The sequence below is a fragment of the Enterococcus sp. DIV0876 genome (genome assembly GCF_050529585.1).
Taxonomy (GTDB): Bacteria; Bacillota; Bacilli; order Lactobacillales; family Enterococcaceae; genus Enterococcus_D.
This window is the reverse complement of the sequence record NZ_CP172882.1, coordinates 459,879-482,947: the sequence shown is the minus strand read 5'-3', so window position 1 is coordinate 482,947 and position 23,069 is coordinate 459,879. Positions and strand designations below refer to the sequence as shown.

Below are 23,069 nucleotides of genomic sequence, written 5' to 3'. Positions count from 1 at the left end.
CTCCTAAAATTCATTGTAGATAAAGGTACCACCTTGCACATTTTTGTAATGGTACAGATATATCAATAAAAGGAAAATGCAAAAGTAAAAAAGTGTTTTTGCCAAAAAGAGACTGATACTCTTCAATCGACTATCTTTTGCGCGTGCTTTCACGAAACTCCTCCTTTTTGCTACATTTATTTTAGAGTGAAGGAATAAATAAAATAGCGCCAAAAGATAAACAATTGTTAAACTGGCTATAAACTTTTTATTTCAAAAATTAGTTTTTTTTTAACTTGCTTACATTTTTGTAATCTGATATTCGCGTGATTCGATGGTTCTTTTTATTGCATCAAAAAAAGACCATTTGTCACAAAGCAACTTGTTGTTTTGTGACAAAATCGTCTCTCTTCATCTGATATTTATGCTTGAAACCGATAACCTGCACCCCAAACAGTTTGGATATACTTGGGATTGGTTGGATCTTCTTCCACCCGTTCACGTAAGCGATTGATGTGTACCGCAACTGTTCGAATATTGCCTAATGCATCCATGCCCCAGATTTTTTCATATAATTGTTCTTTGCTGAACACGATTTCTGGATGCTCCATTAAGAAGAGCAGCAATTCATATTCTCGATGTTTGCATTCCACTTCAATGTTGTCCACAAACACACGATGCGTTTGTGAATTGATCCGAATATTGCCTAAAGCGATTTCTCCTTCAACTTTCTGTTCGGACTGCATTGCACCTTTGATCCGTTTGTATTGTGCAATATTTGCCTTTACACGAGCCACCAACTCAGTCGGTGAAAAGGGCTTGGAAATATAATCATCTGCACCAATACCCAATCCCCGCAGTTTTTCAAGTTCTTCAGACTTGGCAGTTACCATAATGATTGGAATATCCACTTTTTGTCTAATCTCTCGGCAAATCTCATAGCCATCCATGCCTGGTAACATGACATCTAGCAAAATCAGCTGATAAGCTTGCGAGATGGCTTCTTGATACCCTTCGCGTCCATTGTTTGCAATATAGACTTGGTATCCTTCCATTTCCAAGAAATCTTTTTCGATCATTGAAATATCTTCATCATCCTCGATGATCAATACTTTGGTACACATCCTATTGGTCGCCTCCTTTGATTGGCAATACGATAACGATCGCTAAACCGCCACTTTCATGATTGTGGGCACAAATACTGCCATTGAATCCCTCTATGATTTTTTTGGATATCGCAAGACCCAAACCATTGCCTTTACTTGGATTCGAGCGTGCATGGTCATCGCGGTAAAACAGTTCAAATAAATTCTCCAGATTTTCTGGTGCGACACCAGGGCCATTGTCCACAATCGATATAATCAAATAACTTTTTTCAACGTGATAACTAACGGTGACTCGTTTATCCTTATGCTGGATATACTTTCGGGCATTTTCAAAAATATTCGTCAAGACTGTTCTGAACTGGACAGGATCTACAGCAACTGTCACCTCAATATCCGGTACGGCTAAAGAAATCGTTACGCCTTTTTCAGCATACTCAGTCTTAATTTGAGTAACATACTCATCAATCAATTTTTTATTACTCGTTTTCACAAGGTTAAAAGGAAATTCATTGGTATCCAATTTTGAGAATAAAAATAATTGTTCGATGATTTGATTGAGGTCAGCAATTTTTTTCTTGATGATCTCATAATATTTTGCCTTCATTTCTGGGGTACTCGCAATTTCTAACTCCAAACCTTCAACATAGGCCTTGATCGAAGTTATTGGCGTACGTAGATCATGGGAAATTCCCGCTATCAATTCACGCCGGTTTCCTTCTAATCTTTTTTGGGTATCCATCATTTGCTTCAATTGACTCGCCATACCATTAAAGTCTCTTGCCACAGATAAAAATTCATCTTCTTCTCTATAAAAAATCCGATAACGCAAGTTTCCCTCACGAATTTCTTTGAATCCTGTTGTGAGCAAACTCAAAGGCTCCGTGATACTTTTTAACATATACCGTGTCAAATATCTACTCGTCAATATGATCACAACAATGACCACAATCACCATTGCGACTACGATCCACACTAATGTTGCTTGATAATCACGGTCTGACAATGGATCCTTATAGTATAAGTCATTATAATAATTAGAATTGACCAAAATCACTTTATATTGATCGGCATAAAAACTTCTCAAAAAAGTCTCGTCTTTTAAGTAACTATGTTCGCCAGGTTCTTTCCAAGCTATATCTTTCATCTTTTTGTCTTTGACCACACCTGCAGAAGCAACCAATTCGTCCCCTTGATAAACTAGCAAAGCAATCTCATCGCTTAAACTCGTCCTTTTAAAATGGCGTACATCCTGTAAGATATCTTCGTTGCTTATCTCTTCACTGGACCATTTTCTGACTAGACTTTCAACCGTCGCATATTGCACACGAAACTCTGTGTTCTTGGCCATAGCACCTTCATCAACGCCCCAGTAATAATGCCAAACCAAAAAGAAAGTCAACGAGGATACCACAACGCTCAAGATAACAGGAACGATGATCATTAGGATATGTGAGATGTACAAACGTTGCTTGATCGTCATTTATTTTCCTCTTTTCATTTGCCTCAATTTCTTTTTGTAGTCAAATCAAAAAAAAATAGTATATGCATCCCATATACTAACAAAAAGAAATAAACAAAAAGTAAACAATTGCTAAAATATCCATAAAAAAAGATGATCCGATATCGAATCATCTTTTTTGTTGCCACTCTTCTCGCAACACGCCATATTTCACGGAATCATAGTAATGGTCTTGCCAATAACGGACTTTCCTAATCTGCGCTTCTTTGGTCATACCTAGCTTCTCCCCTAGTTTCATCATCCGATGATTCCCTGACCAAGTGGTGTACCCAATCCGTTGAATGTTGGGCTCAAGGGCAAATAAATAGCTGACCCATTGTTTGATTGCTTGAGTGCCCACACCTTGATTCCAAAGCTGAGGGTCATAGATCGCAATCCCAAATTCCAGCCACTGGTGCAGATCATTATCTTCCCAATAGGCACTCACGATACCAATCAGACGATTATCTGCATAAATGGCATTCCGCAAAGGATTGTCTATACAGCTTTTGCCAAAACCGGTTCGAAACTCTTCCCATGTCAAAATAGGCTCTTGAAAGTATGGGCCATCCCAATTCATCCATTCTAAGTCAGCTAGCGGTCCGTAACTGACAGCCCAAAGCTCAGCGATATTGCCTTTTGTGATTGGTCTTAAGATGATTTCTTTCATTTTATCCCTCCTAAAGCCACCTAGAAGGATGGCTAGTTACCTCATAGTTTACTTGATGAAGGATACGCTTTCAACTCTTATTTTTTGAACAAAAGACCCATGCTACACACAAATTGCGGAAGAATTTCTTTTTTTTGATGAAAAATAAAAGATGGACTTCTATGATTTAAAACTAAAAGCTTCTTGATTGCTTATTTTTTTGACGGCCTATTTGGTATAGATTCAGATAAATCAAACTCGTTAATACAACTGGAGAGAGTAAGAGTCCAATCTGTGGTTTGATAAAAATCAAAAGTAATATGAAAACAAATAAACTTAAATTGATGATGCTAAGATACCATTTTCTAATCAGATAATAAAACGACATCATCAAAACATCTTTCATTTTTGCTTGAGGATTCCTTACTTGAAAATACCAGCTGTTGATGCTTACCCCAATTGAACACACACCTAGAACCAGAAAGAAAGGATACGTCCATTGCCCATGTGTCACATAGCTGAACGCTCGCATATCCACAATAGCAATCACTATACCGCCCCAACCAATCAACCAATAAAGAAAACCTTTTAAACCAAATGATTTCATGGCACAAAAGAAAGCCTTGACTGGTGCAATTTCTTTTTCCCTGATCCATTGATCAATCAAAGCAATCAAACTGATCATTCCTGCACCTAACCATAAACTTGTCGCAGCAAACCAAAAAATGTTTCCTAGATTGATGTCTAACAATAGCGCGGCGGCAGAAAATGGAAAGACAGCAAGCCAAAAGCACAGATTTGCTAGGAGTGCTGTGTAAAGTATTTGAAAAATTTTCATATAAATATTATTGTCAAATGTTGGTTTGGTAAACATATCCTCTCACCTCAGTTCTTCATACCAGAAGTGGCAATACCTTCTACGAAATATTTTTGCATAGCCAAAAAGACAATGCCAACCGGTAAAATCGACACTACAGATGCTGCCATGATCAATGCATATTCAGCATCATATAATCCAACAAACATTTTCAACCCTAACTGAATCGTTTTATTTTCAGTAGAAGACAAATAAATGAACGGGCCCATATAATCATTCCAAGTATTGACGAATGTAATGATCGTTAGACTCGCCAAGGCTGGTTTGGTAAGTGGTAAAATGATTTTCCGATAGATTCCCCACTCACTCAAACCATCAATACGCGCACTCTCACATAGTGAATCAGGTATACTGCTATAATACTGTTTTAATAGAAAAACACCGAAAGCACTAAATGCTTGTAACAGTACAAGTGACCATAACGTATCTGTTAAACCAAATTGTCGCATCATAATAAACTGAGGAATCATATAGGATTGCCAAGGAATAGCAATCGTTCCTATATATGTTAGGAAAAGTAAATCTCGACCTTTAAAATTCATTTTTGAAAATCCATATGCGGCAAAACTTGAGGTAAACAATTGGATTAATGTGATAACAATACTTAAGAAAGCAGTGTTTTTAAAGAATGTCAACAATGGAATCCTATCCCAAATCACTTGATAGTTTTCTGGGTGCCATGTTTTTGGAATCCATTGAATTGGTACACTGAACACATCATTATTTGTTTTGAATGACGCTGAAAGCATCCATATAAAAGGGACCAATGTCACTAATGCTAAAACTGTTAATACGATGATCAATACTATGCTGCCAAGTGTCACTTTTTCTTTGGTCTTCTTTTTGATTTTTGTTTCATCCTTAGTAAGTGCATTTTCCATTATAGTCCCTCCTTACACTCTTTCTTGTCGTTGATTCCATTTAAACTGAATCACCGTGATGCCCAAAACAATGATAAATAAAATCATCGCTATCGCAGATGCATAACCAAAATTAAACTTAACAAATGCTTCATTATATATATTATAAACAAGAACATTCGTTGCACGTCCCGGTCCACCAGCGGTCATCACCTGAACCAAATCAAATATTTTAAAACAATTGATGACTAACATGATCGATACAAAAAATGTTGTCGGCCGTAACGATGGCAAAGTAACATTCAGAAATTGCTTCCATTTATTTGCCCCATCCATTGAAGCTGCTTCATATAGTTCCTTAGGGACACTTTGCAAACCAGCCAAATATAAAATCATATAGTAGCCCATTCCACGCCAAACACTAACGATAACGATTGCTGTTAGTGCCCAATCCGAACTAGAAGTCCATCCTGGTGGATTTTCTATAAATACTTTCAGAAACTGATTGATTGGCCCCATTGTCGGATGAAACAACATATTCCATACAACCGCGATTGCAACCAACGAAGTGACATAAGGAAAGAAAAATGCAGTTCTGAAAAATTTGATCCCGCGGATTTTTTTATTCAATAGAATTGCCAAACCAAGTGAACAAATCAAAGTCAACGGTACAACGCCTATCGTATACAAGAAAGTATTCTTCAAAGAAATCCAAAAAGTATCATCACCTACCATTTTTGTAAAGTTCTTGAAACCAACAAATTCCGGTGTACTAAATGAATCCCATTCCATAAAGGCTAAAATCAAAGAAAAAACAACTGGGATCAATGTAAACAAAAAGAAACCGATAAAGTTTGGTGCAATAAATGACCAAGCGGTCCATGTATTTTTACGTCGTAAACGATTTGCTGTTTTTGATTTTGAGGTAATTTCCATATTTGTTCCCTACTGTATAATCAGCAGGTGCCCCCTTCCATTTCTACCAGAGAAGAGATCTATGCCACAATCTCTTCTCTAGAAAAAGTTATTCGATTTCAGATTTTACGCGTTTTTCCATATTTGCAATACCTTCTTTAGGTGTTTCGTCACCCACCATGATCAAATCATGTTCTTCCTGTAATACTTTATCAATTGCTGGACCATTTTTATCAACTGGAAATTCAATTGCGACTGTTTCAGGATTAAATGCTTTTTTTGACACTTCATCAGCAGGCATCCCTTCACGTGAGAAGTACAATTCATCGATTGCATCTGTTTTATATGAAGGGACTACCCCGACTTCTGCCAACACCTTCGCGCCTTCTTCTCCAGAACAAAAGTCTAGGAATTTTTGCGCAGCTTCTTGATTTTTAGAATTTTTATTGATGGCATACGCAGTAGGAGAACCAAATGTTGTCACATCGCCTTTTTCGTTTTGCGGCATTTCAGCAATTCCCCATTCAACATTTGTTTTGCCATCATCAATATTTGTCATTAAAGCGCCCATGTACCAAGTCCCCATATACATCATTGCTGTTTTGCTATTTTCAAATTGAGATTGATAAGTTACCTTCGTTGATTTTGCAGTACCAAAATCCATTTGTGATTGATCGTCTTGCATTCTTAGTGCGCGATCATAATAACTTTCTAGGTAATCATATGACGGATCAATAAGATTTGCGTCGTTTTGTGCAGCAGCAATGGCTTGGGTCGTTGAACGCCATGTATGTTGGTATGCACCGTATACTTGTTCATCAGGATTTGATAATTTGCTTGCTAACTCTTCGTATTCATCCCAAGTGATATTTGATGGATAATCTACGCCGGCATCATCAAACATTTTTTTGTTATAATATAGAACCCAAAAATCAGTCCGATATGGTTGTGCATATGTTTTACCATCCACATCATACATTTCGTAACTTGCTTGTGCCGGATCAGTATCAATCGATGAGATATGGTCAGTTAAATCAACCAATTGATCTCGTAATGCATAGTTAGAGTATGACAACAAATTTTTCATGGTTAAAATATCTGTGGTATCTCCGGATGAAAGCATAGTCGTAAGTTTTGTATCGTAATCATCAGAAGCAATATCAACTGGCTCAACAGTAATGCCAGGATTCGCCTCTTCAAAAGCACGGAACAGTTTTTCAAACTCAGGTGTCGTATCGTAATTCCAAGTAGTGACTGTCAGCTTAATGTCGCCATCTGCTGATGAATCGCTCTCTGAGGATGAATCTCCACCACAAGCTGCTAAAGCTGCAACGGCACCGAACATTGCGACTGCCATAAAACCTTTTTTCCACAATTTCATTTTAATTCCTCCAATATATAATTTATTTTTTAGGGATATCCCTTTGAATCACCAATACATATACCAAGATTGTGTTAGACGCGTCAGAGCCTCCAGGTAGAAATAATCTCCCCAGATCATGCATTCATCCACCCCTTTATTTGTGTTTTTGTCATAAACACCATGCAATAAGAGCCCGTTAGATCGTGGCGTATTTTTAGTTGTATAATTTTCTGCCAATGCTTCCATCATTTCAACTGCAACGGTTTGATATAGTCGGGTTTTTTCATCAGACAGCGGCAAGTGTTTTGCTAATTCCAATAAGCCGCACGCGGCGATTGCTGCCGATGAACTATCTCTTTCTTCATTACTTCCATCGTTAAAAATAAGATCCCAATAACACACTTTATCTTCTGGCAAATTTGAAATGAAATAATCTGCTACTTGTTTTGCAGTTTCTAAAAAGCTGTAATCTCCAGTGTAAAGGTAACTGAGGGTAAATCCATAGATTCCCCACGCTTGACCGCGTGCCCAGCATGACTCATCGGAAAATCCTTGTTGTGTTTTTCCGTATAGCGGTTCCCCAGTTTCTGTATCAAAATAGTAGGTATGAAATGTTGTTGCATTGTCTCTTACAATATATGTTTGTGTTTGTTTTGCATGAGCGTAAGCAGCTTCTCTGTACTTAGGATCTCCCGTTTCTTGAGAAGCAAAATAAAGCAGCGGCAAATTCATTAAGCAGTCTATAATCATTCGCCCACTTTGTTCTGGATCATTCAAATCGCCCCAAGCTTGAATGATTTTTGCTTTTGGTGAATATCTTTCCATCAACAGGTCAGCAGCTTCTAATGCCATCTTTTTTGATGATTCACGACCATTTATCTGGTAATCAGCTAATGCTGACAAAATATAAAGAAAGCCAATATCGTGTGTTTCTAGTGCTATCCGATGATCTAATCGATGTTGAAAGGACTGTATCTGATGATAGATAACATGATCGAAAGCATCCGTCTGACTTAGCTCTTTGCTTAAAAACAACATCCCGTTCCAAAAGCTAGCTGTCCAATCTGTATTTTCTTCAGGTTGATAGACTTGATCAATACTTGCAGCTGGCGGAACCAAATCCGTAAATGTATCTAAATTGCTTTTTACCTTGTCTAATGCAAATGCAATCTCTTCTTGTAACCACTCTTTCGTAATTTTTTCACTTGTTGCCTTGCTCATATTCATCTTTTCCTCCTGCCAAAGCAACGACGATTTGCTCTTCAGCCTGTTTGATCGTCAATTGCCCATTGCTTTGTTTTATGTCCACCGGTTGTACGCTCTCATCAGGAAGCAAACCAGTAACTACTGATACCAACAAATAATTTCCACTAGCTTTTTTTACTTTCAGATGGGGAAGTAATGTCGCTGGAAAGAACAGATTTGTATTTGGTTCTGTCCTCACTACGCCACTTTCGTCAAAACCAATGATAGATTCTATTTTCGAATAGCCTATTGCATTTTCAACGGAAGCCATGCCATTTTTTTGCACCATTTCACTATCTTCTTGCGGCGTGGAGAAACCTCCCTCATACAAATATAAAGAACGTGCAGCATGCACTTCATGAATTCTCACATGGCATCCTTCCAAAGGAATGATCGTGCTTCTGATATGGACATCTGTCCATGGAAACCATTCATGGATAATGCGATCAGACTTTATATGATAAGAGTGATCCAATTCTTTGGTGCGGAAATAATGATCATCTTCTGACAATGCTAAGCAGTTATCAAAATTGCCTTCGTAATACCAATAATTGCTTTTTGGAACACTGTTGCCAAAAATTGAAGAAGAGACAAACTTACTATACTTGCTACTTGCATGACTCTGATTATGAATGAATTGGCCTGCAGGAAACATGAGTGCATGCGCCAATTCTGAACTATATTGATAGTAATTTCTACTGATTGGGTGCGGATGTTTATTTTCACTCACTTGTAACGGTTGTGTTTTTGCTTGCCAATATGGATGTTCTTTGGGTACTGCCAATAACAAAAAAGTTTTGAATGCCCAGTAAGGAGAACCTGGTGCATTGTATCCTTCAGCAAATACCAAATTTTGATAATAGTACCCCACAGATAGCAAACCCTCTGGCGTAAAAATATCTTGTTGCATCCAATGATGCAGATGGCGACTAATGATTCCTTTTATTTCTCCCCACGGTAACGCTTCCACATCAGCAAATACTAAAGCGCTGAAAAAAGAGACTTGCGCGAAGCGATAAGATAAGCTTCTACCGAAAGGTACCGCTGCGCCTGTAGCAGAAAACCAATATTGGAAGGTTTTAGCAAACTGAACCGCACGTTCCTTAAAACGCTGTCCCCGAGCTTCATCTTCTGGCACTAGTTTGTAATAAAGCAGACTATAGTAGTGAATGGCAAAGGAGACATAATAATCTATCTGTGTCTGCACACCATCGCAATACCAGCCATCCCCCAAATAAAAAGTTTCAATCAGTGCAAAATCTTCATCGATCTGTTCTTGAGAGTAGGACATGTCACATTTCTTCATTGCAGAATTGACTAATATCCGAAAGAAATGCCAATTGTTCGCAGGTATCTCATGGTCATTTGCTTGGATCAGCCACGCATGTACATTCTTTTGCTGCTCTGGGCTTAGCTTCAGCCAAGTCTTCTCTTTGTTTAATAAGAACAACGTACTTAAAGAAGCCATTTCTACGATTCGTTGATCAAAATCTTGAACCACCCCCCAATAATTTGGATGATTGGGGTCAGTACCAGCTACGATTCCCTGCATATATTCTGCTAAAAATGGACTATCATTTTGTGTTAGAAATGGACCTAGTCCCCAAAGTGGTCTTAAAAAGGCCTCTGTATCGCGAATTTTTTTGTCATATACGCTACCATGAGTACCTAGGTCTAATCCTCCTGCCGTTTCGGCTTTAAAATAAGGATGCAAGACAGTCAACATATCATTGAAACCTTCAGCTACTTCTTCATATTGTTCAAATGGGTTACTCTTAATTCTTTTATTGATCATTGTTTGGTAATCCTTTCTATCAACGTTCCTTTGATGAAGCCATAATACTCCCCATAAACAGTGACTTCATCCTCAAGATAAAGCGTTGTTTCTTGTTGATTAAACACTTGGTATTTCGCCGAATCTGTTTGCAGAACAAAGCGATCGCCTTTCATGATTTGTTCACTTTGACTATCCGTATCAGTAATTTTCCCGGTCATTTGAATAAAATCATTTAAAGGAACTTCCCCGTCTTGATACGCACGGTCTGTATATGTCGATGCCGCTGTTTTCAATTTTATAGATGCTTCTTGAGAAAATTCTGTCACTTGTGTAGCTTCATTCTGTTTGTTGCATCCACTCAGTATAATCACTGTTACAGATAAAAATAACATTTTATACATTTTCAAAATGAATCACCCCACCAATTAAAACGCTTTCTTCAAAAGATATCATACTTAATTTTAGGAAAAAAATCAATACTTTTCCTAAAATTAAGTAAAATTTTTCTTGAAGCACGATTTAGCTATTGGTTTTTTTAGTAAAAAGAAATATACTAGAGTTATTAAGTTATTTCGAAGGAGGTATTTGTTTGGCCACGATTACTGATATAGCATCCATGGCAGAAGTTTCAATCTCTACTGTTTCGAGAGTTTTGAATTATGACCCTAGCCTTTCTGTGACAGAGGAAACAAAACGCAAGATATTCGAAGCCGCTGAGAAGTTGAATTATACTAAGTACAAAACCAAACAAAAGCAGAAAGTCATCGCACCAATTAAACAGCCCAAAAAAGAAATTTCAATCGGCATCGTTCAATGGCGCATCGATGACGAAGAGTTAGAGGACATCTATTATATGTCCATTCGCATGGGTGTAGAAAAACGTGCAGCAGAATTAGGCTGCGACTTATTAAAAATTTCTCAATTAGACCCTAGTGTCATCCAAAATTTGGATGGTTTATTAGCAATTGGCAAGTTTACTCAAGAAAAAGTAACCGAACTCCATGATCTGCACCCTAATCTTTGTGTGATTGGGAGTAATTTTCCATTAGATGATTACGACTCTGTCAATACTGATTTTGCCCAAGCGACAGAATTAGCATTAAGCCACTTAATTGATTTAGGTCATCAAAAGATTGCTTTTATCGGTGCAGAAGAAAGCCAAAATATGTATGGCTATCGACGCTACAAAACACCAACAGTCAATACATATGTAGATATGATGAAACATTACGATTTGTATGATGATGCGTATTTTATTGTGAAAGAAAATAGTGCACTTGATGTAAAAACCGGCGAAGATTTAGCTTTGCAAGCATTGAAGATGTGGGATCAAGAACTCCCCACCGCTATCCTTGCTGCAAACGATGCTTTTGCGATTGGGATCATTCACACGTTGACAGCAAAAGGAATTGCTGTACCAGAAGAAATCAGCGTAATGGGCATCAATGATATTTCTGTTTCTCGCTATGTTTCTCCACCACTTTCCTCTGTCCGTGCGTTTACAGAGGAGATGGGCGAAACTGGAATCGAATTACTTTATAATCGTATTGCCAACCCTAGTGTTGCCCGCCGAATCTTTTTGAGTACCGATTTGATCGTCCGCGAATCCACAGGAGAACCACGAAAAACCTAGAAGTATAAACAAGCAACAACATAAAGCAACCTGTTTCTCTCCGTTTGCCTCGTTGGCACGAAAGAGAAGCAGGTTGCTTTATATTTACTCTATACTCTATATCATCGTTTATTCCAAGAAATGACTGTTTTCATTTGATCGTCATGCTCCTGTTGACTGACTACTTGAATGACATAAGCAGTAGATTCAACGCCATAATGATTTTTGTATACAACAGGCTGAACAGAAATTGTGCCTGTAGTAAAATCTAACTGACAAACATTGTCCTCATGGCTCAGCCGAACAGACAGTCCTGAAACATGCGGCTCAATTTCCGTAATGAATTGTTCCTTGACAACATTTTCCGTTTGTTGAAATTGAAATTGGTCAACAATAGTCATTCTATTTTCTTCTAAATCAAAAGAACGAATAAATGAGCTGAGTTTTGCCTGCGGATAAAAAGCGGCTAACGAAAGGACAAAACGGCTATTCGTCGCCTCTTTGATAAGAGCTTGCTCTCCACATTCCTGTTGTATAACGCCATTGATCACTGGAATCGAATGACTACGAGAAGAAGGAACAAAAAACTGATATCTGTGCGCCTCATCAAAATATTCTTTTGTGTATTCACCTGCACCTAAATCACTTAAAAATAAGGTACCGTCAAGAGCCAAAATAAAATGACCAACATCTAAATGATTATGACTTTCCTGATTGTGCCCCCCCTTCGCAGCAAAGAATATATCTGTTTTTTTGACTATCAGCCATTGCGCTGAATCATAGTAATGAAAAACATCGGCAGCTGTTTTTTTTGCGATTGCGTCGTCATACCATATCAAATTGCGATACATTTGGGCGAAGCGATAACAAGGATCACTTTCAAATGAACTAACGCCGCCAATTAATTGTGGTACAGGAACATGAAAATGTTGGTGACAATAGCTGACCAACCCACTCGATAATGCGCTGATCGCATAATCAGAGAACGGTACATATTTATCAGAATCGATCATCGTGTAGTATGGAAATGCCGCAATTGCTTTCACTTTAGGAAGTGTTAAATATCGATGGTCTCCTCGTATTGTGCGCAGTTTTTCAGCATAATAAATAAAGTAACCAAAGCCATAATTCCAATAACCGATTCCCTCTACACACGCACCGTCATCGCCAAAACCATTCAGATAACTAGCCAACGAGCGATCCAATCTATTGATGATCGCTGACAATCGTGCGCTATCGTCAACCACATCTATAGCTGTCATTCCTATACACCCACCTATTACCGCCGACCAATTATTCTCTTTATCCTCCCATTCCCACTCCTTCTCCTCAAACGGACGCAAGATACGACACTCGATCTCCTCCAGTATCCTACACTGAAGGATCGAATCAAGACTATCACCAATCAATGTCAACAGTTCGCTCAACGCCTGACCAGTTTCAGCTGCAAACAAGTCGATAGTTGTTTTGGCTTCGTGGGTATAATCCCCTTCTGATATTGGCAGATGTGCCGGTAAGCTCCAAGTATACTCATTGCATATTTCCCATAATAATTGCATAAGTAAAGTTTTCGTTTCTTCCCTTTTATCGAGATAATAGCCTAGACCCAACGCCAATAATTGCCTACGGCGTTCAAAGTAGGCCTTCTCAAAAGTCAACCGTTCACCCGTTTCTAAAAAAATAGTGTATCCTGTATAAGGTAAATTTGGAATCACACCTTCAGAAACATACCTATTAGCTGCTTCTATTATTTCATTTTTTAATGACTGCACACTCATTTTTTTAGCATTCCCCTTCATAATAGCCAAAAACCTCCACTTGCGTTAGTGCAGGAAATGGTGATGGATCATCAGATTGAATCAATTGACACAGTGTGATGCAGGTTGTTTCTCTCTGTGCAAAATCAAATGATTGTCCAATATCCGTCTTTTTAGTTGCAAAAGTTTCGCTGCTGCCGTCAGAAAATACAGCTGTTACTTTTTCCCAATAATTGTCGTGAGGAAAATCCGCTCTTAATGTCAGACGAACACGATCAACTTTAACCTCTTTTCCAAAGTCAATCGTCAAGGCAGCATCTGACTGTCGGTTGATCCCCCATGAACCGTAAGGATAATTTCCGTGGGAGCGATTGGCAAAAACACCATCAATTGCGTTGCAGGCAAAGAAAGTCGCATCATCTCTTGTTTCTACATTGGCTCGAGCATGCGGATAAGCATTGCTATCATTTTTCTGATCGTGGGGGTTAAGGGCAATATTACGATAGGCATGAATTTCTGCCGAAGTGGCTATCCGCACTTGCAAGTAATGACAATTGCCCGCAAAACGAAACTTTGGTGCTGCTTCCATAGCATTTTGTGTACGCTTCACTACATAACGCCACTCTCTCCCTTTTACATAAATCATTGTTGAATCCAATGTTTCGTCTAGTTTTACCATTAGGAAGATACCCGCCTGATCCAATGTCACCCTGATTTCATCACTATCTTCATAATGATAATCTTGCAATGCAAGTTGAACAAAATCCTCTCCTGAAGCAGTGATTTTTTGCCTATCCATATCATGAGAAAACTTACCTTCTTTTATTTTTCCATTTCGATCCCGAATTGCCATGGTTATTATTGTCATAGATAAAACTCCTCTCTTTTCTTCTCTATTATAATCAACTGCGAAAAAAAGAAAACGCTTTTTCAAAAGTTTTTTACTTTTTTTACTTAAAAAATCATGAAATAAGGATCATTTTATTTTTAATTTTTACTAAATAAAATAAAATAACACTTTTTGGTTTATATAAAATAAAATTTTCGTGATTCTTCTCGCCTTAGATACTACAGCATGTGTGGTAACAACCACTGAACCAAACACTAGATTGTTCCATTTACAGATTACGGTTCCTCAAACAAAAAAGAGAATCGAGTCAGTTCATATAGAAAAATTACTTCTCTATGAACTGACTCGATTCTCTTAAACGCAACTACTGCTTTTTTTTGAATAAACGCTGCAAAAAACTAGTCTTTTCTACTTCTGGCGAAGCATCTACTTGGATACCCCCAGCATTTTTAATCACTTGTTGAAAAGCCGGATTCTCTTGCAGCAGTAAACTGTTCAATTCTAGAATACCTTGCAGACTGCCATACATTCGGCGAATTTCTCCTTCTGATACACCAAAAAAATGTTCTCCATCTTCTTCAATCTTTTTAAGCGCTTGAATCAATTGATGAAGTGTTCCCTGTTGCTCACCTAATGTGAATGACAATTTGTCAACCATTATTCCATCCGTCTCCTGTTTTGGCACGAAGTCTGTGACCACAGCCAAGCTATCCAAATAATCTTTCAAATCATAAATAAAAGTTTGGGCTCGTTCATTCTTCATTAGTTGGCTATGACTTAATTCCAATTGTAACGCTTCCATTTTGGTTTGCTGCATTTTTAACGTTACAACTAATGTTTCTGCTGACATCTTAGTCACCTCCTACTATCATTGTTACGTTTTTCTTTTGATCCGTCAAGAAAACATTGAAAAAAAGAAACCCAGTCCCTAGGCAGCTAAGATACCGAGGGGCTGGATCCATTCATTTGCTTAGCCGTTATAGGCATCCACAATGATTTGTTTCAATTCAGAGATCAATGGTTCTTTTGGATTTGCTGTTGTACATTGGTCTTCATATGCCAATTCAGCCATCCGATCAACTGTTGTATCTAATGTTTCTTGTGTCACACCTTGTGCTTTCAAGTTCATGTCGATACCAACTGATTTTCCTAATTCATATACTGCAGTTGCTAAAGCGTCAACTAATTCAGCCGTTGTTTCTCCTTTAAGGCCTAAGAATTTCGCAATGTCTGCGTAATCTGTGTCGGCACGGAAGAAGTCATATTTCGGGAACATCGCATGTTTTTGCGGATCTTTGGCATTGTAACGGATGATGTGCGGTAAAAGAATCGCATTTGTACGTCCGTGAGGAATACCATATTCGCCCCCGATTTTGTGGGCTACTGAGTGACAAATACCTAGGAAAGCATTCGCGAAGGCCATACCAGCCATTGTTGATGCGTTATGCATTTTTTCACGAGATTCCATATCTGGTGTTTTTACTGATTTTTCAAGATAGTCAAAGACCAATTTGATTGCTTGTAAGCTTAATCCACGTGTGTAATCAGAAGCCATCACTGAAACATATGATTCGATGGCATGTGTCAATACGTCCATACCTGTATCAGCAGTAACAGAAGCTGGAACAGACATCACGAATTGCGGGTCAACGATCGCTACATCTGGTGTTAGTGCATAATCAGCCAATGGATATTTGACATGCGTTTCGCTGTCTGTAATCACTGCGAAAGGTGTTACTTCAGAACCTGTACCAGAAGTTGTTGGGATACATACAAACTGTGTTTTTTCTGGTTTGTCGATCTTGTATGTCCGTTTGCGGATATCCAAGAATTTTTGTTTAGCGCCGAAGAATGATGTATCTGGGTGCTCATAGAACATCCACATACCTTTGGCCGCATCCATTGCTGAACCGCCACCTAATGCGATGACTGTATCTGGTTTGAAATCAACCATCATTTTTGTTCCCGCATAAACCGTATTTGTTGATGGATTTGGTTCTACATCTGAGAAGACTTCGATTTTCACATCATTTTTGCGACGTGCAAGTACTTCACGAACTGTGTCGCAGTAGCCAAATTGAACCATCCCTGGATCGCAGACGATCATCACACGTTCTACGTTTTCCATTTTTTCAAGATACATCAATGAATTTTTTTCAAAGAAAATTTTTGGTGGCAATTTGAACCATTGCATATTATTTCTCCGTTTCGCTACAGTTTTTACGTTAATCAAGTTAACAGCAGATACGTTACGTGAGACAGAGTTCTTTCCGTATGAACCACAACCTAAAGTCAATGAAGGAATCATCTCATTGTAGATATTCCCAATCCCGCCTTCAGCAGATGGTGTATTCACTAAGATACGGCAAGCTTTCATCCGTAAGCCAAATGCCAATTGCAAGTCTTCGTTTTCTGTGTGGATCACAGCTGTATGGCCTAAACCACCTAAATCAAGCATTGCTTCACATTTTTGGAATGCATCTTCTGTGTTGTTTGCTTTGATCATCGCCAAGACTGGAGATAATTTTTCGCGAGATAAAGGATAATCAGCGCCTACACCGTCCAATTCCGCAATCAATAATTTCGTGCCTTCAGGTACTTTGATCCCTGCTAATTTCGCAATATCCATTGCTGAATGACCAACGATTGCTGGGTTCACTGCATATTTGCCTTCATTCATGACTGCATCTTCAAGTTTTTGCAATTCTTTTGGTTTCACGACATATACTTGATGTGCTTCAAATTCAGCTTTAACAGCCGCATATACTTCTTTATCAACGATGACCGCTTGCTCAGAAGCACAGATCATACCATTGTCAAAAGTTTTTGATACGATCAAGTCGTTGACTGCGCGTTTTACTTTGGCTGTTTTTTCGATATAAGATGGTACGTTACCAGGTCCTACACCTAATGCTGGTTTACCAGTTGAGTATGCGGCTTTGACCATGCCAGCACCACCGGTTGCTAATACGATCGCAATGCCTGGGTGGTTCATCAAAAGACCGGTTGCTTCGATAGATGGATGTTCGATCCATTGCACACAGTTTTCTGGTGCGCCTGCTGCAATCGCTGCGTCACGTACGATACGTGCTGCTTCTGCTGAACATTTTTGTGCAGATGGATGGAAAGCAAATACGATTGGATTACGTGTTTTCAACGCGATCATTGCTTTAAAGATCGTTGTTGATGTTGGGTTTGTCGTTGGTGTTACACCACAAACAACCCCTACTGGTTCTGCAATTTCGATCAAACCTTTTTGTTTGTCTTCGTTGATCACACCAACTGTTTTGTCATGTTTGATGCTGTTCCAAATGTATTCTGATGCATACATGTTTTTGATTGCTTTATCTTCGTAGATACCGCGACCGGTTTCTTCTACTGCCATTTTTGCTAAAGGCATATGTTTATCTAATGCTGCCATTGCCATTTCATGCACAATGTGGTCCACTTTTTCTTGATCAAAGTTTTCCATTTCTTTTAATGCGACATTTGCTTTGGTTGCTAAATCGTCGATCATTCCTTGTACATCGATGGTTACTTCTTTTTCCAATGTCTTAGCCATTGTTGTTCCTCCTACTTCTTAAACAAGTTTTTGTTTGTTAAGTACTTCACATATAGAATGATACAATATCTTTTTTTATTTGTAAACAGTTTTTGTGATATTTTTCACAGTTTTTTAAATTTCTGTTAAATCAAGCGTTTTCAACACTTTTAGATGGGGGGTTACCTGCTGAAAAATAAAAAAATACTCACAAAAAAACATGTGTTTTTGTGAGCATGATTTATTTATTCTTACAAAAAATATGGTGATTTACTCTTTCTCTACCTGTCTCTCCTATCAAAACCATCGATGTGTTTGTCATTCATGTTTTGTCACACGTGTAGCGCCAAACATTGGTTTTCTTTTCACTTCCCATTGAGAAAAACGCTGACTCGTTGCCTTAAAAACCTGTTCTTCATGGAACTCTTTTGCTTTTAATACAAGCGGCGAAGCATTTTCCTCGTTCAAGTGGTCAAAAGAAACAAAGCATGCCCCCAAAGAGTCTTGGCCATCGAATTGTTGCGCAATGTCCGCCATTTTTCCTTGGGTCCGTGTGATTTCATAGAAAACACAGATATGATTATTCATCGTCGTTAATTGAAATGTCCAAGGATACAAAAAATTCACTGTACCTAATTGACGAGATTCTTCTACCATTAAACCCGTTTCTTCCTTAAACTCACGGTATAGACATGCTTCTAAAAGCTCTCCATCCGCCAAACTTCCACCTGGAAGATCATAGCGGTTGGTATAAGGTCCGCCATTTTTCTTAATCACTGCCAAACAATTTTGTTCAATTAAAATACCATACACACCAAAAGCGAGATGATCCATCTTTTTCACCTCAATCTTTCCTTAACTGACGGACATTTTGAACAAGCATCATACGGGTGCTTTGATCCGTTTTTCATAGGCATCTAGCCACTCTTGGGTAATTGGGGTAATCACAGTTGTTTGGTCTGATCCTGGGTTAGCCATATAGATAGTTGGCTCTTGATCAGCAGTTGCCACACTAAACGTAAACGCCACATTGGTCGCTACTCCCCAAGCACCCTCTTTATCTAAGGCAATGAGTGAGAATGCGCCAGCTTTGCCATAACGCTTCTTTAACTGCGCTTCGAAACCGTAAACTGCGCGATCACAAGCCGCTTGCGGTGAAAGTCCTTCCCCCATTAACCGAACAATCTCATAAGAAAGACACCCTTTCATTAAATCTTCTCCTAAGCCAGTGGCTGCAGCCCCGCCAATTGCACTATCGACGTAAAAGCCGGATCCAGATAAAGGAGAATCCCCCACACGGCCTTGTTTTTTCATAAATAAACCAGAACTTGATGTTCCTGCAGCCATGCTTTTATGCGCATCTAATGCGACGACACCTACCGTATCATGTCCATCATATGGATCTAGGTTGGTTGCTGCTATTTCTTCTACACGCTTTTCCCATATTTTTTTTGCACGTTCAGTTAACATGTTTTTCCGCTCAAAACCGGCTAACATTGCATATTCTGTCGCCCCTTGTCCTACACGGAAACTATTGAACTTCTCATCACTCAGCCGACGTGCGACTGAAATAGGGTTGGCTACATCAACAATACCGGCTACTGCGCCAATTTTAAAGGTATCACCATCCATGAAGGCTGCATCCATTTCTACTATGCCGCGTTCATTAGGCAACCCACCATATCCAACGGACTTATAAAAAGGATAGTCTTCCACTTCTTTGATCGCAGTTTCAACTGCATCTTTGACCGATCCTTTTTTTTCTAATAATTCTTTTGCAGCCAGAACACCATCGTGTGCCATACGCCAAGTCGCAATCATTCCCCACATATCTTTTCCTCCATCACTTTTATCACGCTTATAGATATTCTAAGCGATTTATACTATTCTATCTATGACTAATACAGTTTTCCTGCGTTTCATTTTCTAGAAGAAACGCTTTTAAAGATCTTTATTTGCTCATGCTTATAGGACTACCATTTATTCAGTTAATGCTTTGATGCTGCGCATATAAATTTCTAGATTCATTCGTAAATCGGTGGCATCCATATATTCATTCTTATTATGGGCAATTCCTTTTTGTCCCGGAAAAGATGGTCCGAAAGCCAAGATATTCGGCATTTTCCGCGCATAGGTTGCGCCGGTCGTCGTTACTGGATCCGCATTGTTGCCGGTGATCATATGATAGATATCGGACAACTTTCTGATTTCTTCTGAATCTTTTGATTGGCAAATTCCTGGCATGCGCCGAAGAACTTCTACTCTGGCAGCCTTAGGCATCCTTGTGCGCAGCCTAGTTAGCACTTCGGATTCAGGAACAGATACCGGATAACGAAAAGCAACCTCCAACATCAATCCGTCCTCAGCTTTTTGTAAAACAACTGGCGTTAAAATCAATTGACCAGAATCGGCATCTGATAGTGCTAAATCGATTCCTTCACCGAAATGTTTTTCATGAAAACTTTGCCAGATCCATTTGAACACTGCGTGCATCACCGTATGTGTGTCTAGTTGGTTTGCTAGGCTGGCAGCCAGTATCGTGATTGCATTTTCCCCTAACTCAGGCGCATTGCTTGGTGCGCGTGTGCCTTTTGATTCAAAAGCTTGGCCAGCAATCGTCACTTGCAAATGGTCTGGAACATGATCCCGAAACTGATCCCCTTGAAAAGCTTCTATTTGCTGTTGCTCATTTTCAGGCAAGGGAAAGTGCAGTGCCACGTTTACTACACCACGTTCACCATACACTACCGGATACTTGCAATCTGGCGTAAAGCCAAAAACCGGCGGTTGCTCAGCCGCTAAGTAGTGACTGATATCTGACATGCCACTTTCTTCATCAGTGCCAAAGATGATTCGTATTGGTTTTTTGGGGCGATAACCTAACTCTTTTAATAACTTCATTCCGTATAGGCAGCTAATGATCGGTCCTTTGTTGTCCAAAATGCCTCGCCCATAAAACCGCCCAGCGTTTTCACTTAAGTCAAACGGTGGAAAGTCCCAGCCCGTCCCGGCTGGAACAACGTCTAAGTGTCCAAGTACGCCAATGTATTCATCGCTTTCGGGTCCCCATTGTGCATAACCGATCGCATCGTCGATTACTTTGGTCTGAAACCCGTAGGACATGCATTTATCCATCACAAGAGACAGCACGCGACGCGCTTCGATGCCATAAGGCGCTTGAGGTTCAGGTGCTGCTTTGACACTAGGTACTTGCATCACTTGTTTGAGTAGCAAGAGGAAATCTTCCCAATTTGTTTCAATACTTGTTGTTATTTGGTCCATCTTCATCCACCTTTTATTTCTGTCGTACCAATGTATTTTTGAAGGTATATTTATCTGCACGATAAAATGACGTATCGTATAGTATTGGTTTTGCTGAAGGGGAATAAGTCATCGAATGAACCAAAAGCATCGGCTCATCTTCAGCTACGTGTAGCAACTTAGCAATATCCGGCGGGCTTTTTACAGCTTCGACTTCTTGATGCGCATACCCAACCTCAATATTGGTCTCAATCACTTGGTATAATGAGGATGCCAAGTGATTTACGGGAAGTTGTTCATTTGTCTTTGTTAGATAACGTTTTAGTACATAAAGATTCTCGACCGTCATTGGCTCCTCATCAAAGTAACGCAAGCGAACAAGAAATACGATGGGCTCTGTGGCATAGTTTCCAAACATTTGTCGAACCTTAAGAGGCAAGTCTTTCACTGTTTCCACATGCAGGACTTCTGTACGCGTTTTTTTGCCTTGTACCTGAGCTGTCTCGGTAAAACTTTGCAACCCGCCAGAACCACTCTGGATTTTTGGCTGTTTCATCACATAGGTCCCTTTGCCTTTTTCTTTCACTAATAGATTTTGACTGATCAATAAAGCAATCGCTTTGCGGACGGTCAAACGACTGCATTGAAATTCTTCCGCCAGATTATACTCTGAAGGGAGTTTTTGGCTAGTCACATAGGTCCCATCATAGACCCGTTGGGCGATGTTTGTTGCAATTTCTTCAAATAGTGCTTGTTTTTTCAATTGAATTCCCGCTTTCTACCATTCATAAAAGGGACGGTTCGCAGTGACGCCTGCGGACACACTCACGAATGCTTGCGTATCTATGGCTTGAATCATCCCTTCGACAGTTTTTAGTTCTTTTTGCGAAATAACCAAAAACAATAATTTTTTCTGCTGACGATCAAATCCGCCTTCAACATCGTTAATGACTGTAATACCCCGCTGTAGCGCACTTTGTACTGTCATGATCACCGCATCTGCTTTTTCAGTAACCACCAGTAATTGGACCTGTCGTTGTTTCACATTGACATAATCGACCATACGCCCGCTTATAAAGAAAGAAATAGCACTATAAAAAGCAAAGGGCCAACCAAAGAGCAAGCCAGCAACGATTTGAAGACTCACGTTAAATACAATAAAAAAAGTGCCGATACTTTTCCCCGTCAACATTTTTACTAAGATACCTAGGATATCTAGTCCACCTGTAGAAAAGTCGTCATTTAATGTCAGCCCGACTGAAACACCGTGCAGCAGTCCGCCAAAAACCGCACAAATCACAGGATCTGTTGTCAACGGGACAATAGGGACTACTTTCATCATCAATGACGAAAGCAAAACTGTACAAACCGTCAATATAGTAAACGTACGGTCGATTTTCAACCATGCAATCGCTAACAAAGGTGCGTTAAAAAATAAGACGAATACTGGAATCGATAACTCAATAGCAAACTGCTCATACAATACTTGCGACAACAATTGTGAAAGACCTGTCAAGCCACTTGCATAAATATTTCCCGGCAACCAAAACATGTTCAAAGCAACTGAAGATAAACATGCATAGATGAGTGCAATCAAGACTCTTTTTCTATAACGCGGCATAAGCATCCCCTTTCGACTCGTTTTTAGTATATACCAAAAAGTATACACTGTCATCCGAAAATATGTGATTGCTCACTTTTATTCGCGGATCACAGAAAACGCTAGTGGAACTTTTCTTTCCTTTTTTGCTGGTGAGTAAATGATTTGAAAAAAAATAT

20 protein-coding genes and 1 pseudogene are annotated in these 23,069 nt (G+C 39.2%); 1 reads left to right on the top strand and 20 read right to left on the bottom strand.

Annotation, left to right across the window (positions count from 1 at the left end; translation table 11 throughout):
• Positions 1-3: 3 nt before the first annotated feature.
• From IGI41_RS02265 to IGI41_RS02215, 11 genes and pseudogenes are all read right to left on the bottom strand, one after another.
• Positions 4-111 (bottom strand): annotated as a pseudogene (locus IGI41_RS02265) (teichoic acid D-Ala incorporation-associated protein DltX); the annotation flags it as partial.
• 290 nt (positions 112-401) lie between these two features.
• Complete coding sequence (locus tag IGI41_RS02260; RefSeq protein ID WP_430611069.1) at positions 402-1,103, bottom strand: response regulator transcription factor; 702 nt, start codon at positions 1,101-1,103, stop codon at positions 402-404.
• A 1-nt stretch (position 1,104) separates the two neighbouring features.
• The gene (locus tag IGI41_RS02255; protein WP_430611068.1) at positions 1,105-2,565 is read right to left on the bottom strand and encodes a sensor histidine kinase; all 1,461 of its coding nucleotides are present in this window, start codon (positions 2,563-2,565) and stop codon (positions 1,105-1,107) included.
• Between the two features lie 148 nt (positions 2,566-2,713).
• Positions 2,714-3,253, bottom strand: a complete 540-nt coding sequence (locus IGI41_RS02250; protein ID WP_430611067.1) for a GNAT family N-acetyltransferase — start codon at positions 3,251-3,253, stop codon at positions 2,714-2,716.
• Positions 3,254-3,425: 172 nt separating this feature from the next.
• Positions 3,426-4,106 carry a DUF624 domain-containing protein gene (locus IGI41_RS02245; protein ID WP_430611066.1) on the bottom strand — a complete coding sequence of 227 codons (681 nt, stop codon included), beginning with the start codon at positions 4,104-4,106 and terminating at the stop codon, positions 3,426-3,428.
• 11 nt (positions 4,107-4,117) lie between these two features.
• The gene (locus tag IGI41_RS02240) at positions 4,118-4,990 is read right to left on the bottom strand and encodes a carbohydrate ABC transporter permease (protein WP_430611065.1); all 873 of its coding nucleotides are present in this window, start codon (positions 4,988-4,990) and stop codon (positions 4,118-4,120) included.
• Positions 4,991-5,002: 12 nt separating this feature from the next.
• The gene (locus tag IGI41_RS02235) at positions 5,003-5,905 is read right to left on the bottom strand and encodes a carbohydrate ABC transporter permease (RefSeq protein ID WP_430611064.1); all 903 of its coding nucleotides are present in this window, start codon (positions 5,903-5,905) and stop codon (positions 5,003-5,005) included.
• An 88-nt stretch (positions 5,906-5,993) separates the two neighbouring features.
• Complete coding sequence (locus IGI41_RS02230; RefSeq protein ID WP_430611062.1) at positions 5,994-7,265, bottom strand: ABC transporter substrate-binding protein; 1,272 nt, start codon at positions 7,263-7,265, stop codon at positions 5,994-5,996.
• 48 nt (positions 7,266-7,313) lie between these two features.
• Positions 7,314-8,468: a glycoside hydrolase family 88 protein gene (locus tag IGI41_RS02225; protein ID WP_430612683.1), complete on the bottom strand. Its 1,155-nt coding sequence runs from the start codon at positions 8,466-8,468 to the stop codon at positions 7,314-7,316.
• The gene (locus IGI41_RS02220) at positions 8,449-10,287 is read right to left on the bottom strand and encodes a DUF2264 domain-containing protein (protein WP_430611061.1); all 1,839 of its coding nucleotides are present in this window, start codon (positions 10,285-10,287) and stop codon (positions 8,449-8,451) included. Before IGI41_RS02220 ends, IGI41_RS02225 begins: the two co-directional genes overlap by 20 nt.
• Positions 10,284-10,670, bottom strand: a complete 387-nt coding sequence (locus IGI41_RS02215; protein ID WP_430611060.1) for a hypothetical protein — start codon at positions 10,668-10,670, stop codon at positions 10,284-10,286. The genes IGI41_RS02220 and IGI41_RS02215 overlap by 4 nt, the downstream gene beginning before the upstream one ends.
• Positions 10,671-10,858: 188 nt before the next feature.
• On the opposite strand from IGI41_RS02215, the gene IGI41_RS02210 reads away from it, so the two are divergent.
• Positions 10,859-11,902 carry a LacI family DNA-binding transcriptional regulator gene (locus IGI41_RS02210; RefSeq protein ID WP_430611058.1) on the top strand — a complete coding sequence of 348 codons (1,044 nt, stop codon included), beginning with the start codon at positions 10,859-10,861 and terminating at the stop codon, positions 11,900-11,902.
• Positions 11,903-12,003: 101 nt separating this feature from the next.
• On the opposite strand, the gene IGI41_RS02205 is transcribed toward IGI41_RS02210, so the two are convergent.
• The 9 genes from IGI41_RS02205 to IGI41_RS02165 all read right to left on the bottom strand — a co-directional run bounded on the left by IGI41_RS02205 (position 12,004) and on the right by IGI41_RS02165 (position 22,911).
• Complete coding sequence (locus IGI41_RS02205; protein WP_430611056.1) at positions 12,004-13,680, bottom strand: hypothetical protein; 1,677 nt, start codon at positions 13,678-13,680, stop codon at positions 12,004-12,006.
• Positions 13,664-14,506: a hypothetical protein gene (locus IGI41_RS02200; RefSeq protein ID WP_430611055.1), complete on the bottom strand. Its 843-nt coding sequence runs from the start codon at positions 14,504-14,506 to the stop codon at positions 13,664-13,666. The genes IGI41_RS02205 and IGI41_RS02200 overlap by 17 nt, the downstream gene beginning before the upstream one ends.
• A gap of 346 nt (positions 14,507-14,852) precedes the next feature.
• The gene (locus tag IGI41_RS02195; RefSeq protein WP_430611053.1) at positions 14,853-15,338 is read right to left on the bottom strand and encodes a hypothetical protein; all 486 of its coding nucleotides are present in this window, start codon (positions 15,336-15,338) and stop codon (positions 14,853-14,855) included.
• A 120-nt stretch (positions 15,339-15,458) separates the two neighbouring features.
• On the bottom strand, positions 15,459-18,050 hold the full coding sequence (gene adhE, locus IGI41_RS02190) for a bifunctional acetaldehyde-CoA/alcohol dehydrogenase (protein WP_430611052.1): 2,592 nt from the start codon (positions 18,048-18,050) through the stop codon (positions 15,459-15,461).
• A gap of 297 nt (positions 18,051-18,347) precedes the next feature.
• Positions 18,348-18,863 (bottom strand): NUDIX hydrolase, encoded by a 516-nt coding sequence (locus IGI41_RS02185; protein WP_430612681.1) that lies wholly within the window; start codon positions 18,861-18,863, stop codon positions 18,348-18,350.
• Between the two features lie 48 nt (positions 18,864-18,911).
• The gene (locus IGI41_RS02180; protein WP_430611051.1) at positions 18,912-19,859 is read right to left on the bottom strand and encodes a N(4)-(beta-N-acetylglucosaminyl)-L-asparaginase; all 948 of its coding nucleotides are present in this window, start codon (positions 19,857-19,859) and stop codon (positions 18,912-18,914) included.
• A 150-nt stretch (positions 19,860-20,009) separates the two neighbouring features.
• Positions 20,010-21,311 (bottom strand): Sapep family Mn(2+)-dependent dipeptidase, encoded by a 1,302-nt coding sequence (locus IGI41_RS02175; RefSeq protein ID WP_430611050.1) that lies wholly within the window; start codon positions 21,309-21,311, stop codon positions 20,010-20,012.
• Between the two features lie 13 nt (positions 21,312-21,324).
• Complete coding sequence (locus tag IGI41_RS02170) at positions 21,325-22,053, bottom strand: GntR family transcriptional regulator, LSA1692 subfamily (protein WP_430611048.1); 729 nt, start codon at positions 22,051-22,053, stop codon at positions 21,325-21,327.
• A gap of 15 nt (positions 22,054-22,068) precedes the next feature.
• Positions 22,069-22,911, bottom strand: a complete 843-nt coding sequence (locus IGI41_RS02165) for a YitT family protein (RefSeq protein WP_430611047.1) — start codon at positions 22,909-22,911, stop codon at positions 22,069-22,071.
• Positions 22,912-23,069: the final 158 nt, after the last annotated feature.